The organism is Novosphingobium resinovorum (genome assembly GCF_027922145.1).
GTDB lineage: Bacteria > Pseudomonadota > Alphaproteobacteria > Sphingomonadales > Sphingomonadaceae > Novosphingobium > Novosphingobium resinovorum.
Genome location: NZ_BSFC01000043.1, coordinates 1 through 14,449 on the forward strand (window position 1 = coordinate 1; position 14,449 = coordinate 14,449).

At 62.2% G+C, this 14,449-nt stretch carries 10 protein-coding genes and 4 pseudogenes; 8 read left to right on the top strand and 6 right to left on the bottom strand.

Going from position 1 to position 14,449, the window contains the following annotated elements; translation table 11 throughout:
* Positions 1-26: 26 nt before the first annotated feature.
* Positions 27-212, bottom strand: coding sequence for a hypothetical protein (locus PKE80_RS21725; protein ID WP_162792473.1), 186 nt, complete (start codon positions 210-212; stop codon positions 27-29).
* Between the two features lie 315 nt (positions 213-527).
* On the opposite strand from PKE80_RS21725, the pseudogene PKE80_RS21730 reads away from it, so the two are divergent.
* A pseudogene (locus PKE80_RS21730) lies at positions 528-746 on the top strand (transposase); the annotation flags it as partial.
* 58 nt (positions 747-804) lie between these two features.
* A pseudogene (locus tag PKE80_RS25370) lies at positions 805-933 on the top strand (FecR domain-containing protein); the annotation flags it as partial.
* A 251-nt stretch (positions 934-1,184) separates the two neighbouring features.
* Here PKE80_RS25370 and PKE80_RS21735 read toward each other — a convergent pair.
* Positions 1,185-1,775 carry a TetR/AcrR family transcriptional regulator gene (locus PKE80_RS21735; RefSeq protein WP_271184312.1) on the bottom strand — a complete coding sequence of 197 codons (591 nt, stop codon included), beginning with the start codon at positions 1,773-1,775 and terminating at the stop codon, positions 1,185-1,187.
* Positions 1,776-1,825: 50 nt separating this feature from the next.
* Here PKE80_RS21735 and PKE80_RS21740 point away from each other — a divergent pair, with 50 nt between their 5' ends.
* The 5 genes and pseudogenes from PKE80_RS21740 to PKE80_RS21760 all read left to right on the top strand — a co-directional run bounded on the left by PKE80_RS21740 (position 1,826) and on the right by PKE80_RS21760 (position 8,127).
* Entirely contained in the window at positions 1,826-2,671 is an 846-nt protein-coding gene (locus PKE80_RS21740) for an oxidoreductase (RefSeq protein ID WP_271184313.1), read from the top strand.
* 275 nt (positions 2,672-2,946) lie between these two features.
* Positions 2,947-3,722: pseudogene (locus tag PKE80_RS21745) on the top strand (IS5 family transposase).
* Between the two features lie 96 nt (positions 3,723-3,818).
* On the top strand, positions 3,819-6,467 hold the full coding sequence (locus PKE80_RS21750) for a TonB-dependent receptor (RefSeq protein ID WP_271184314.1): 2,649 nt from the start codon (positions 3,819-3,821) through the stop codon (positions 6,465-6,467).
* 104 nt (positions 6,468-6,571) lie between these two features.
* Positions 6,572-7,606, top strand: coding sequence for a Ca2+-dependent phosphoinositide-specific phospholipase C (locus PKE80_RS21755; protein ID WP_271184315.1), 1,035 nt, complete (start codon positions 6,572-6,574; stop codon positions 7,604-7,606).
* A 14-nt stretch (positions 7,607-7,620) separates the two neighbouring features.
* The gene (locus PKE80_RS21760) at positions 7,621-8,127 is read left to right on the top strand and encodes a TonB-dependent receptor plug domain-containing protein (protein WP_271184316.1); all 507 of its coding nucleotides are present in this window, start codon (positions 7,621-7,623) and stop codon (positions 8,125-8,127) included.
* A gap of 383 nt (positions 8,128-8,510) precedes the next feature.
* Here PKE80_RS21760 and PKE80_RS21765 read toward each other — a convergent pair whose 3' ends face one another.
* Positions 8,511-9,821, bottom strand: a complete 1,311-nt coding sequence (locus PKE80_RS21765) for a glycoside hydrolase family 130 protein (protein ID WP_271184317.1) — start codon at positions 9,819-9,821, stop codon at positions 8,511-8,513.
* Positions 9,808-12,129 (bottom strand): glycosyltransferase family 4 protein, encoded by a 2,322-nt coding sequence (locus PKE80_RS21770; RefSeq protein ID WP_271184318.1) that lies wholly within the window; start codon positions 12,127-12,129, stop codon positions 9,808-9,810. Before PKE80_RS21770 ends, PKE80_RS21765 begins: the two co-directional genes overlap by 14 nt.
* A 531-nt stretch (positions 12,130-12,660) precedes the next feature.
* On the opposite strand from PKE80_RS21770, the gene PKE80_RS21775 reads away from it, so the two are divergent.
* The gene (locus tag PKE80_RS21775) at positions 12,661-13,065 is read left to right on the top strand and encodes a DoxX family protein (RefSeq protein ID WP_271184319.1); all 405 of its coding nucleotides are present in this window, start codon (positions 12,661-12,663) and stop codon (positions 13,063-13,065) included.
* Between the two features lie 18 nt (positions 13,066-13,083).
* Here PKE80_RS21775 and msrB read toward each other — a convergent pair.
* Together msrB and PKE80_RS21785 are read right to left on the bottom strand one after the other, a co-directional pair.
* Positions 13,084-13,419: pseudogene (msrB, locus tag PKE80_RS21780) on the bottom strand (peptide-methionine (R)-S-oxide reductase MsrB); the annotation flags it as partial.
* A 24-nt stretch (positions 13,420-13,443) separates the two neighbouring features.
* The gene (locus PKE80_RS21785; RefSeq protein ID WP_037517694.1) at positions 13,444-14,277 is read right to left on the bottom strand and encodes an IS5 family transposase; all 834 of its coding nucleotides are present in this window, start codon (positions 14,275-14,277) and stop codon (positions 13,444-13,446) included.
* Positions 14,278-14,449 lie beyond the last annotated feature (172 nt).

Genomic DNA, 14,449 nt, shown 5'->3' on the forward strand with positions numbered 1-14,449 from the left:
GATTAAGCACCGTGGCCGGAATGAGATTATTGCCCGTCATCGCTCGGCTCCTTCTCCACGGCGCCGGCCGCCGCCATCAGGAGGGTCGCCAACCTGGCGACGACCGTGCTTCGTTCCGCGTCGGTCAGGCCCCGAATCTGTGGCATATCGAGCGGCATGCTCAACTGACGGGTCAGCATCGGTAACGTCGAGGGTGGTGGTAATGCCTTCATAGGGCGCCTCCTGGATGGCGGTGAGTCCATCCGACGAAGTCTGCCTGAAACCGCGATCGGTAAGCAGTCTATGAAGCTCCACGAGGCCAGTCACCGCAACCCGCGGTTCGCCCATTGCCATATCAGCGCAAAACGCCCGATCCAGCATCCACTCCGAAACCTGAATGATCTCGCCCGGCCTGATCTCTACCCGGACAATCGCACCACTGGCCCGATCCTCGCGGCCTTCATACCGAAAACGGCCGCCGTAATATGGATGCCAACGATAATGAAACTCTACCATCTGCCCGACATGGGCAGAATGAACATGTGACGGCGGCGGCCCGAAACATCTGGGCCAACATTCCCAACCGCTCCAACCGTAAGCAGCGCTTCGGCTTCTCGTCATGGCTCTACCGCCAGCGTAATCTCGTCGAGCGCTTCTTTAATCGGATCAAGCAGTTCCGGGGCATCGCCACGCGATACGACAAGGACGCTGCCAACTATCTCGCGGCCATCAAGCTCATTTGCGCACGTCTCTGGTGCAACGGGTAATGAGTCTACGCCCTAGATGCGTCCTCGCGCGTGGCTGTAGACTTCGCGCGGGGCCGCCACGCGATACGACGTTCGGCACGATCCGGAGCGCCCCTTCGAGGTACACACGTCGCAGGCCCGCATGACCGCGCTCGGCACCAGCTTCAGCGTCGATCACAGCGGCGACGGCAGCGAGTTGCGGGTCTTCTCGGGCAAAGTCGGGCTCGAGGCCGCATCTGGGCTGGTGGTTCCGGCCCGGCAATGGGCCATGGTCGGGGCATCGGCGATCACCGGCCACGGCACGTTCGATCCGGCTGCAGGGGACTGGCAGAGCGACTGGCTCGATGCGCGGGTAATGCCGCTCGGGCGTGCGGTCGAGCGCCTCGGCCGCTACAGCGCGGCGCCGCTGCGGCTGGGGCAGGCGCGCTTTGCGGCGCTGACGTTTAGCCGGTCAGTCATTCAGCTGGGCAACTTCAGCAAGGCGCTGGCCACGTTGCGGGCATTGGCTGCGAGTTCCTCGTCCGGTAGTTCGCCAGCAGTCCAGAAGGACAACACGCCGCGAAAGGCGAAGGCCAGGTGCCTTGCCAAAGCCGGTAGCGCTTGATCCTGTCCGTTCTCGCTCAGGCCCTCGCCCGTCCCGAGCGCCAGGGTCCATAGGGCGGTGGACTGCGCCAGCACTTCGCCATGTGTCGGCCCCGACGTGCCGAGCCATCCCATCACCGCGCGGTTCACACGCGGTTCTTCCAACATCAACTCAACCATCGTGGCAACCGCCAGCAAAACGCGCTGGCCGGCATTGTCAAGGCGGGGCTTGTCCGCGAACCTCTGGGTCGCGGTTGCGATCCGCCGCGCCGACAGGGCATGCATGATCGCGGCCTTGCTGCCGAATTGGTTGAACGGTGTGGCGAAACTGACACCCGCTTCCGTCGCCAGATCACGCATGGAAAATTCCGCTTTGCCATCGCGCAGCAGGTGCTCGGCCGCATCGATGACTCGATTGCGCACCGGTTCACCACGCGAACCGGTCGAGGGGGGCTTGATGGACGTCATCTCAATAAATATATCATGATATAGTTGATGTTCGAATCATGGAGTAAGCCATGTCAGTAGCCATCCCAAAGACTTTCCTGATCACCGGCGTCAGTTCGGGTCTGGGCCGGGCCTTTGCCGAGGGCGCGCTGGGCGCCGATCATGTCGTCATCGGCACTGTGCGGACACCCGCCGATGCCGAGAGCTTTGCGGCGCTTGCGCCCGGCCGGACGCATCCGTTGTTGCTGGACGTGACGCATCTGGACGCGGTTGCGGACATGGTGGCGGCTGCAGAGCAGCGGGTCGGACCGATCGATGTGCTCGTCAACAATGCCGGCTATGGCCATGAGGGGGCGCTGGAGGAATCGTCGATGGACGACCTGCAACGCCAGTTCGCCGCTAATGTTTTCGGCCCCGTGGCAATGATCAAGGCGCTCTTGCCCGGCATGCGCGAGCGGCGGCGCGGCCATATCATCAACGTGACGTCGATGGGCGGGTTCATTACCATGCCCGGCATCAGCTTCTATTGCGGAAGCAAGTTCGCGTTGGAGGGGATTTCCGAAGCGCTGGGTAAGGAAGTAGCGCCCTTCGGCATCCGGGTGACGGCTCTGGCGCCCGGCCAGTTCCGCACCGACTGGGCCGGGCGGTCGATGGACCGCGCTCCGCGCAGCATTGCCGACTATGACGCGATCATGGACCCTATCCGGGTAGCGCGTCAGGCCAAAAGCGGGCACCAGCCCGGCGATCCGGCGCGTGCGGCGCGGGCTTTGCTGGCGCTGGTGGAGGCGCCAGCCCCGCCGACGCGCCTGTTTCTGGGGCACGATGCGCTGGACCTCGTCCGAAGCAAACTTGACGGCATGGAAGCGGAAATCGCGCAGTGGCGCGGGCTGTCGCAGTCCACTAGCTTTGTGCTCTGACCGTTAAGGACCGATCGTCCCCTAAGCGAAAGAGATAGACGATGTTTTGAATAGCGCCCTTGAGCAGGGTGCATACGCTCGGCAGCCTGCCCGCATTCCGCTGGCGGCCTAAATGTTCGCGCGTCATGGCCGGATTACCCCCCGTTCTGCTCCGGCATCACTTATCTAGGCTCAGGAGCTATTAAAATGTTTTGCAGAGCAGAAGATCGGTTGATTTAATGGTGGCGCAAGGAGGCGTTGCGATAAGTGATCTGATCTGACTTTCGGAGGCGCAGATGCGCCGGATCGAGCCGTATTCTCCGCCGTCGCACGGCTTGCCACGAGTGGATGATCGCCGGATCATCAGCGGCATCGTCTTTGTTATCAGGAACGGCTTGCGATGGCGCGATGCTCCTGCCGACTATGGTCCACCCAAGACGATCTACAATCGCTTTGTTCGTTGGAGCCGCCTCGGGGTATTTAAAGATCGTCGCCGCCCTTTCGGCGCAGGGCGGCAAGCCCGACCAGTTAATGATCAATGCTACCCATTTGAAAGCGCACCGAACAGCCGCCAGCCTACTCAAAAAGGGGCTGTTCCCCCGAAGTATCGGACGCACCAGAGGCGGCCTGAACTTCAAGTTCCAATATCGTATGCGACGGCAGAGGCATGCCGTTGATCATGCTGCTCAGCGAGGGACAGATGAGCGACTTCAAAGGCGCTGCCTTGATGCTCGACGCCTTGCCTCACGCCAAAGCTCTGCTCGGCGACTGAGGCTATGTACCGACTGGTTCCGCAAGGCGCTCGCAGAGCGCAGACATCACCGCCTGCATCCCGTCAAAGAGGAACCGAAAGGTCCCTATAACACATGATGCTATGCTCAATCGCCAACGCCGCAGAATCGAGAACATGTTCGCCAGGCTCACGGATTGGCACCGCATCCATACTCGCTACGACCAATGCGCGCGCACCATCATTTCCGCTATCTGCATTGCCGCAACCATCACCTTCTGGATCAATCAATCAGTCCTGAGCCTTAGCTACAAAGAGAAATATTTCTCATTTATATCATAATTCATCGAATCGTCATGGCCGGGACGCGGAACTGTCATTCTCGCCGCCTAGTGGCTGCCCCTGCAAACGAATTCATTCATTTCGGGGCAAATCTCAATGCGTATCACCAAGCGTGCGCTGGCGTCGTCAGCGTCGGTAATCCTGTTCGCCTGCGTCGCCGCTTCGGCTTCGGCCCAGACGATACCGGCACCGACGTCAGCAACGGCAGGCGAAATCAACGGCGAGGACATCGTTGTCACCGGCAGTTACGCTCGCAGCCTGCGCGCCGCGACCGAGGCGAAGCGCACCGCGTCGTACCAGGTGGACTCGATCAATTCGACCGACATCGGCAAGTTCCCCACCCAGAACGTCGCTGAAGCGCTGCAGCTGGTCACCGGCGTCGCCATCACCCGTCCGCGCGGTGAAGGCCTGAACGTCAGCGTTCGTGGCCTTGGCCCGCAGTTCCAGAACACCCTGCTGAACGGCAGCCCGGTGGCGGTGAACGAAGTGATCGAGAACGGCGGCGCCGCCGGTCGCCAGTTCCGCTTCGAGATGCTCCCTGCCGAGTTCACCTCCAGCATTGACGTGGTAAAGACGCCCACCGGCGACATGACCGAGGGCGCGCTGGGCGGCAACATCAACGTCAAGACCTTCGAGCCCTTCGACGTCGGCACCAAGACCACGCTCAACTTGCGCGGCACGTATACCGAGCAGACCGGCAAGGTTAAGCCGAACGCTACGCTCATCACCAGCTGGGTCAACAAGGACGACACCTTCGGCATCCTCGTCGGTGCCCAGTACTGGGCCAAGGACGTGCGCAACGACCGCTGGTACAACGCCGGCTGGTACAAGGACCGCTTCGCCTCGCAGCTGGGCCAGACCGGGCTCTACCTGCCCACCCGCACCCGCGCCACGGTCGAGACCGAAAAGCGCGAGCGTCTTTCGGGCATGCTGTCGATGCAGTGGCGCCCGAACCCGGAGATGACGACGACGCTGAACGTCCTCGCCACCCGCCTCGACGTGGCTTACGACGAGTTCGGCCTCGACATCTATCCCGACGACACCAGCGTCGCCGGTCACCGCCCGACCATCGTGCCGGGCAGCACCGTGATCGACGGTGATACCGTGGTGAAGGCGACGATCAACGACGTGCGCTTCATGGCCTCGCGCGAGTACAGCCTCAACCGCCACGACTTGTTCAACGTCGGCCTGCGCCAGACGTGGGACCATGACGACTGGCATGTCGCGGGAACGGTGAACTGGTCCTACGCGCACAGCTATCACCCCAGCTACGACGTCGGCACCGTGCGCAGCCGCGCGATGTTCTTCGCGCCGCTGACGTACGATGCGACGCGCGGCTACAAGGAAGTGCCGGACTTCAACACCACCGTCGATCCGACCAACCCCGCCAATTACCAGCTGTACCAGTTCAACATCGCGCCCAAGAACAGCAAGGACTGGAACTTCTACGCCCGCGGCGACGTGGCGCACGATTTCGACGGCTTCCTCTCGAAGATCGCGGTCGGCGGCGAGTATCAGTTCCGCAAGCGCGACTATTCGCGCCGCGACTTCATCGTGAACCCCGTGGCGGGCACGCCGCTGTCGAGCCTCGGTTCGGGCGCCTACGAGCAGCTGCCGTTCGACGATTACCTCGGCGGCCTTGGCGGCAACATCCCGCGCAACTTCCTGGTGCCGGTGACCAGCGCCTATCTGGATGCGTTCTTCACTTCGGATGTCGAAAATTCGGCGCTGACCCCGGCCGACCTCGCCGCTTCGTTCCGCACCACCGAGAAGATTCTGAGCGCCTATGTGCGTGCGGACTACGACTTCTCGCTGGGTTCGGTTTCGATCACCGGCAACGTGGGCCTGCGCTATGTCCACACCGATCAGATCGCCAGCGGCAACTTGCGCACCGGCAACACGATCACCCCGGTGAGCTATCCCAAGACGTTCAACAACGTCCTGCCCAGCTTCAACTTGCGCGCCGAACTGACGCCGTCGTTCATCGGTCGCCTTAGCGCCAGCCGCGTACTGACCCGTCCGAACGTGACCGACAGCGCCCCGCGCATCACCATCTCGACCGACGCGCCGACCGCCAGTGGCGGCAACCCGGACCTCGTGCCGTTCCTCGCCACGCAGTTCGACGGTTCGCTGGAATGGTACTTCAACAAGTCCGGCTCGCTCACCGGCGCGGTGTTCTACAAGGCGATGGATGACTACATCACCCAGCAGAACGTGCCGATCGACATTCCGGGCCGCGGCACGGTGCAGTTGAGCACGCAGGTCAACGGCGGCGACGCCAAGGTCTACGGCTTCGAGGCCGCCTACCAGCAGGTATTCACCTTCCTGCCGCAGCCGTTCGACGGCCTGGGCTTCCAGGCGTCGTACACCCGCACCTCGGTCAAGGCGAACTACACCGCCGGTTCGCGCGTTATCAAGGACGAGATGATCGGCCTGTCGAAGAACAGCTTCAACGTGGTCGGCTTCTTCGAGAAGGGTCCGGTTTCGACCCGCCTGTCCTACGTCTGGCGCGACCGTTATCTGTCCGGCACTGGCAGCACCACGCAGGCGCCGACCTACACCGCCTCGTTCGGCTCGCTCGACGGCTCGCTGGCCTATCGCCTGACCAGCAACGTGACGCTCAGCCTGGAAGCGATCAACATCGCCAAGGCCCGCCAGTACACCTACAACGACCTGCCGATCCGCTACGGCGACATCAACGATTACGGCCGCACGATCCTGTTCGGCGCGCGGGCCGAATTCTGATGCGCGGCGTCAGGGCAAAAAGCACCGCAATCCTGCTGGCGGCACTAGCGTTCGGGGGGGCTTCGGCCTCCCCGGCCTCTGCGGGTGAGGGCGAAGCACTGCGGATGAATGACATTCAGGTCATTGGTTCGCACAACAGCTACAAGACGCGCATTCCAGCCGCTATCATGGCTGAACTGCGCCGCCGCGATCCGAAGATGGCCGAGGCGCTGGACTATTACCATCTGCCGCTGAGCGCCCAGCTCGACGCAGGCGTCCGGCAGCTGGAAATCGACATATTCGCGGACCCCAAGGGTGGCCGGTTTGCCCACCCGAAGGGCGAGGCGCTGCTTTCGGACGCCGAACGGGCGCACGCACGTGAGGATGGCTTCGATCAGGCGGCGATGCTGAAGCAGGGCTTCAAGGTCCAGCATATCCCCGATGTCGACTATCACGTCGTCTGCGCCACACTAATCCGGTGTCTTGGCGAAGTAGATGCCTGGTCGCGCGCGCATCCCGGCCATCTGCCGATCATGATAACCCTCAATGCCGCCGACACGCCCAACACGCACGGCCTCACGCAGCCCCTACCGCTCGACGATGCGGGACTGCTCGATGCACTCGACGCGGAAATCCGCAAGGCGCTGCCCGGCAAGCGGCTCATCACGCCTGACGAGGTGCGCGGCAAGGCCGCCACTCTGGCCCAGGCGGTGAAGACCACCGGCTGGCCGACCCTCAAGGCAGCGCGAGGACGCATCTACGTCCTGTTCGATGTGCGCAGTGCCGTTTCGGACGCTTACCGTTCGGGCCATCCTTCGCTGCGCGGCCGGGCGATGTTCGGCTGGTATCCCGATGGCGAGGCGGAAAGCGCGATCCAGATCGTGCAGGATCCGCTCGTAGACGGGGCGAAGATCCGTGATTGGGTGAAATCCGGCGTGATCATCCGCACCCGCACCGACGCCAACACGGTCGAGGCGCGGGCTCATGACTTCGCCAAGACACAGGCGGCGGAGCAAAGCGGCGCACAAGCGGTGAGCACGGATTATTATCCGGGCGCACCCGATCCGCTTGGCCTGCACTTCAGCGTGACCCTGCCGGACGGTGCCATGGCGCGCTGCAATCCGGTACGCGTGACCAGCGCCTGTACGATCAAGCCCTGAGATGAAAGGCTGAGATGAAAGGCTGGCGCAAGTTCGCCGTTCCGGCATTAGCAGCAGTCGGGCTGGTCCAGCCGGCGGCGGCGCGTGAACCGGTTCGTCCCGATCTGGTGACGGACAGGCCGTGCTGGTCATGCGGCACGGGATTCGCGCGCCGCGCTGCCTGTGCCGGATCGCGGCAAGGCCTCGATATCTCCGCGATACCGCTTGGCATCGTCGAGAGAATGGAGGTCGTCCCCGATGGCGCCTCCGAGATCTACGGGGCCGACGCGGTGGCGGGCGTCGTCAATGTCATCCTGCGGCGCGACTTTGACGGTGTGGAAGCCCGCGCCGATCTGGGGGGCGCCACTGACGGAGCCGGCTGGCGCCAGCAATACGGCCTCGTCGCAGGAAAGATCTGGAGCAGCGGCGCTCTCGTTGCAGCATACCAATACCAGGATATCGAGGGCATCCTGTCCTCTCAGCGCAGCGTGTCGGCCAATCGCCCCGGCCTCATGCTGCTTCCCGATCAGCGGCAAATTTAGCCATGCATCTGGCATGCTACAGAGGGCCTAGTTTTGTCGACACCCGCCGGAGTAGCGGACGGTCCGAACGTAGTGAACGAAATTGTGGTGCTGAGGGACTTAGAAGGGTCGACGGCAGAATACTTGCTTGCACCCGTTCAAGTCGTTTGGTCTCGCAGATGTTTTTCACAGAACCTGCCGTTCAGCAGGTCCTCGCTCCCATCGACCTGCACGACTGAATTTGGGATCTTCGACCCGCCGATTTCGGTTGAATATTGGATAGCCGACATTCCCTCATTAAGCGATGCTACCAATCGTTCCGGTTGGTTCGCACTGGCGCTGTATCGGCGCACTGATTACTTGAAGTTCGCCTTTTCGAACAACGTCCTCGCCTGTTTCCCAGTTCACTCCATCATCGCAAGCAGGGATTCTATCGAACAGGTCGCAAAGCCCACGGTACTGTCGGATATTCCATAGGGGATCAGCAACCGATCCTCGACCTTGAGCGCGCCGCAAGTGTAAATGACATTGGGCACGTAACCCGAACGGTCCGCATTTTCCGCCGTGAGCACCGGCTCGGGCGTACGAGCGAGCACCTTACTGGGGTCGCTACGATCGAGCAGCGCACAGCCGAGGGCATACTTGCGCATGGCGCCGACTCCGTGCGTGAACATCAGCCAGCCTTCATCGATCGGGATCGGGCTGCCGCAATTGCCGATCTGGATGAATTCCCAGGGGTACTTGGGCTCCATCAGCAACACGCCCTCGTCGTCCCACGTATCGATGGTGTCCGATTTGAGCAGGAACAGGTTCTTGCCGTCCTGCCGCCCGACCATGGCGAATTGTCCGTCGATCTTCTTAGGGAACAGGGCCATGCCCTTGTTGCGGCCCGCCTTCCCCCGGATCGGTTCGAGATCGAAACGCTGGAAATCACGGGTGCGCAGCAATTCCGACCGGATCGAACTGCCGGAATAGGCGGTGTAGGTACCGACCCATTCGAAATCGCCGCCGCCATGATCGAAGCGCACCAGGCGCAGATCCTCCAGGCCGCCGCGCTGCTGCTCGGTTATCGGGAAGATCACCGTGTTGGACAGGCTCGATTCCGTGTGGCGGTGGACCGACACCGAACAGTCGGCATCGAACTGGTCTTCCTCGTCAAGTTCCACCGATGTCGCGAAGGCGGCCTGGGGCCAGAGCCGGAAATCGCCACTGCATTCCGCGATACCCTCGCGAAAGGCGATCGAGCTGATGTGGCCTTCGCCCACCGCGCGCAGGCTCATGATGAAGCGCACGCAGCCGCCATGCAGTCCTGTCTGGTCGGGGGAAGGGACGATCGACGGATTCATGAGCGCAGCTGCGGCGAAGGTATACTCATGGCAGAAATACGAGCCGATCAGCCGCTGCTTGGTTTCCGAGAACAGGGAGGGATCGAGGCCAAGGTTGCTTGCCACTTCATCGAAGCGGCAGGCGAAAATCCTTTCGGTCTGCCAGTGGCGTTCCTTGAAGTCGCGCAGCACGCGCTCGTACTCTAGCGCAGCGCGCTCCTCGGTGAGCGCGGCGATGTCATCCACCAGGGCCAGCGCCCGACCTCCGGGCGCATTCTTCGCCTGCCAGCCGAGATGGAAGGGGCGTATAACCACGCGCGCCGGATCGGCGTGCAGACGCGTCTCGAAGATACGAAGCGGCTCAGACCAAACATTTTCAGGCCGGTTCAAGCATTCCTCCTTCCCGCGGGAGCGGGGTGGACAGAGGGAGCATTTCCATAAGCGCATAATGCGACAACTGAAAGGCCAGTATCGATTCCGCACCGCAATTCGCGTTGGCACCGCGCGGAGTTACCCCATCCCGGCAACGCCCCGTCGCAATGTCAGCAAGGATCGCACCCCGGTCATTGTCGCCGAAGAACCACCGCCATGCCATCATCGCATGCTCGCGCCAGAATGTGTTGCCGGTTACGCGCCATGCCGAGCCCGCAGCCTCGATCGCCGCCTGCGCTTCCAGCGGCTGCTGGTCGAAAGGCAGGTAATTGTGCTCCTTATGGAAGCTTTCCGAGCCGATTGGCCGGAACTGGCGCTTCGCCGAGACCTGCTGGGCACATATCCATTCCAGCGTTTCCAGTCCTGCGTCGGTCCAGTGTTCCTGCCCCAGCAATGCGCCGGCTTCGATCAGGGCCTGCGGCAGGCGCGGATTGTCGTAGCCGATCACGGCTTCGAACCACGCCCAGTCCGGCCGCCGCCCTTCGCCCAGAAGACGCATCAGGATGTCGCCGCCGCGCGCGGCAGCATCGCGGGAGGCGCGGTGCTCCGGATCGCGGCGCAGTACGGCGCAGGCGCCAAGCATGGCAAAAGCGATTGCTCGGGGTGATCCCAGTGGCGCCATGTTCTTGTTCACATCGTCGTAGAGATGAAGCGCCCAGTCAGCGACGCCGTCATCGGGTGCGCACGCATAAGTCTCGCCCAGTGTCCAGATCGCCCGCCCATTCGAGTCCTCGGAGCCTTCATCCTCGCACCAACTGCGGTCGAACCGCATGAAGTTTCGAAAACGCCCGAGATCTGGATTCCAGGCGGATTGCACGAAGGCGGCATAGGTGAGCGTCCACTTCATCCGCTCCGCTGCGGACAGACCCTGCGCCACGTTCATCAGCATGAGCGCGCGGGCATTGTCGTCGAGGCAGTAGCCGTGGCGGCGGTCTGGAACCACGCCGATCGAATGCTGGAGCATGCCTGTCGCATCGCTCATCGCCAGCACTGCGGCGAGCCCCGGAATGGCGGTGGCTGGCGGCGCCGCCCGCTGGGGCGCGACCGCGCGAGCGACCAAACGCGCGGAGGCCTCGGCGAACTGCGGCCAGATCGTGGCGCGCCCGCGGCCGTAGGCACGTCGTTGCATGGCGGCCATCGCTTCCGGCGCGTCGAGCAGGGCATTGACGGCTTCGGCAATGGCTTCGCTCGAGCGCGGGCGGATCAGCCGGCCGACATCCTGCGCAAGCAGTTCGCGCGCATGGACATAGGGCGTTGAGATGACAGCCTTGCCCAGCGCCACCGCGTAGCTCAGAGTTCCGGATGTGGATTGCTCCAGCCCCGGATAGGGCGTGAGGTAAATGTCACACGCTTCCAATTGGTCGAGTAATTCAGGCGTGTCGAGGAAGCGGTTGTCCCAAATGATGTAATCGGCGACACCGAGATGTTCGGCCAAGGCTATGAGCTTGTCGCGATAGGCCTCGCCTTCCTCGGCAACAAGGTTCGGGTGGGTTGCGCCGACGATGCGGTAGAGCGCCTCGGGGTGGCGTGCCACTATCGCGGGGAGTGAGCGGATCGCGTGTTCCAGCCCCTTGCCGGGGCCAAGCAGTCCGAATGTCATGAGCACCTTGCGGCCTGACAAGCCCAGCATCGACTTGAATTCTTCCTGGCGGCCGAATGGCCGGTCTGGCGCGCCGTGGTCGATAACTTCCAGAATGCCTGGCGGTGCGCCGTATTCACTCTCGAGCAAGTCGCGCGAGTGACGCGACATCACCATGATACGCGAGGCGCGGGTCACGAGATGGCGCAGGATGCGGCCCTGGCGCGCGGAAGGCTCTCCCAGCACCGTGTGGAGGGTAAGCACCAAAGGTGCGGCCAGCAGATCGACGAACTGAATGACCATCTCGCCGTCACGCCCGCCGAAGATGCCGTACTCGTGCTGAAGCCAAACTGCATCTACCCCGGACTCGTTGATCCGGCGGGCGACGCGGGCATAATCCTGCGGATCGCTGCGCGCGATGGTGTCCGCTACGTCCGTATATTCAAGAGGGCTTTCCGAATCATCCAGCGCATAAACGTCCACCGCGATTTCCCGATGAAATTCGCAAAGCTTCTCAAATACGTCGGTCGTGAACGTGGCGATACCGCATTTGCGAGGGACGAAATTGCCTACAAGTGCCACACGCATCTGTTTTTGAGGTTTTGTGCCACTAGCCTCGAAGATGGAATGGATGTCAGCGACTTCGCGCCCGAACTCAGGGTCTTGGGAAAACGGCAAGCGTACCATGTGCAGACCTTGAACGAGAAATGAACACCTCTCCTCAAGTCACCGGCGTCGATTCAGTTTCATGCCGCGCTGCAAAATGAGACGGTCCGATGCATGTGCGATCCGGAATGATGGGAAGCCAGAAACAAGTGCAAGACCTGGCATCGAGGGCAAGACCGCGTAAAATGGAACTTCACGCTGACCGTTGCGGCGTACAATCTGGTTCGTCTGCCAGAACTAATAGCGAGGGCCTAGCTATGCGAGGAATCCGCCACGCTGCAGTTCTGTCCGCCAACGACTGCCACCTGATGCCGAATTCCCCAAACCGAAGTCCGATAAACCCTCAGAGTCCGACGATCACCGCGCCTCAAGGAAGTTATTTCCGCGCCTTGCTAAAAACGGAAAGCTGTCCGCCCGTACCTGGGCAGCGAAAAATCGCCTCCGAACGACCGATAAGGGTCGGGTGCGGGAGTGGCTGCCGAGCAACTATCGCATCGCCGTTTAGACAACGCCACTCGTGACTAATTTGGTGGATTGTACGATCCTGCAAACATGAGAGCCCGTAGATATTCCTGTGTAGTGCTGGCGATACTCTATGCCGTAGCTGGCACGCTACATTTGGCGATCTCGGCACCATTCGTCGCGATCATCCCGGATTGGGTTCCTGCGCCTGCCTTAGTCGTCATGCTGACCGGTCTTGCCGAGATCGCCGGTGCCGCGGGAATCGGGCAGCCTTGGAAGCCTCGGCTTCGCGCTGCGGCGGCGTGGGGGATCGCCGCTTACACCCTGTGCGTCTGGCCGGCGAATGTCCAGCACATGCTGCTCGACCTTGCGAAGCCGGGCTACGGACTGGGACTGGCCTACCACTTACCACGCCTTGCCTTACAGCCGGTGCTTATCTGGTGGCCGTTATGGGCGACGAGCGTCACGACCTGGCCTTTCCGGCCACGCACCTGACCATCCCGGTGGCGCGCGTCAGGCGGACCGGAATGCCAGCGCAGCGCCATTCATGCAGTAACGCAGTCCGGTAGGGGGTGGCCCATCGTCGAAGACGTGGCCGAGGTGCCCGTCGCAGCGGGCGCAACGCACCTCCCTGCGAACCATGCCCATGGAGCGATCGGTAACGATCTTCAGGGCGCTCGGGAAATGGTTCCAGAAACTGGGCCACCCCGTTCCGCTATCGAACTTGGTAGTGGACGAAAACAAGGGCAGGTCGCAGCCCGCGCACAGGAAGCGACCCTTGCGGTGTTCCTTGAGGAGCGGGCTCGAATAGGGACGCTCGGTACTCCCCTGTCGCAGCACCGCATAGGCCTGAGTGCCTGACTCAGAAGTTTCTCAAGCGTAGCAATACCTTGCAGTTCTGCGGGTGAGCATGCGGATGGAGGCTATCGTTATCCATGCCGTGGAGGATTCGATGGTAGTTTCCCAATCCTTGGCGAGGCGGCGGCATCGGCCAAGCCATGCGAAGGTGCGTTCGACGACCCACCGCCGCGGGAGAACCTGGAAGCCCTTCGCCTTGTCCGAACGCTTTATGATCTCGATCGTCCAAGCCCCTGATCCGGCAAGGGCAGTACGGAGCTTGTTGCCGGCATAGCCCCCATCGGCAAAAACATGCCGCAGCCACGGGAAGCGTTTCCGCACGGCCTTTAGGACATCGACGGCACCGTCGCGGTCCTGGATGTCGGCGGTGTGGACGAGGATAAAGATGAGAAAGCCGCAGGTGTCGGTCAGGATATGCCGCTTGCGGCCCTTGATCTTCTTGCCCGCGTCATACCCGCAAGGGCCGCCGCTTTCGGTGGTTTTAACTGACTGGCTGTCGATCACACCGGCGCTCGGCGAGGCTTCGCGCCCTTCGATCTCGCGCAGGTTCAACACCAGCATCGTGTTCATGGCTTCGAGCAAACCGGTGTTGCGCCAAGCGTAGAAATAGCGCTGCACAGTCGAGACCGGCGGAAAGCATTTGGGCAGAAGCCGCCAAGCGCAGCCGCTGGCTGCTATGTAAAGCAAGGCATTCACTACTTCGCGCATATCTGTCGTCCGACGACGACCTCCGCGCTTGGCTGGCGGGATGAACGGTGCCGCCAATTCCCACTCCCGGTCCGTCATATCGCTGGAATAGCGCAATCCTTTCCGGCTATGCTCCTGCCGGGCAATACCAGTCCATGTCATTGATCACTCCATCTCTCGCAGGACGGACTGAATCACAACATACTGGTATTGCTCAACAACTTTTGGGGCAGGCTCTGAGGGGATAGGCGTCGGCGCCATTCCGCGTCCGGCAGGCGGAGACTTGCCGCCGGAGCGCCGACAGATGGTCCAACTGTCAGTGCAATCGCGCCTG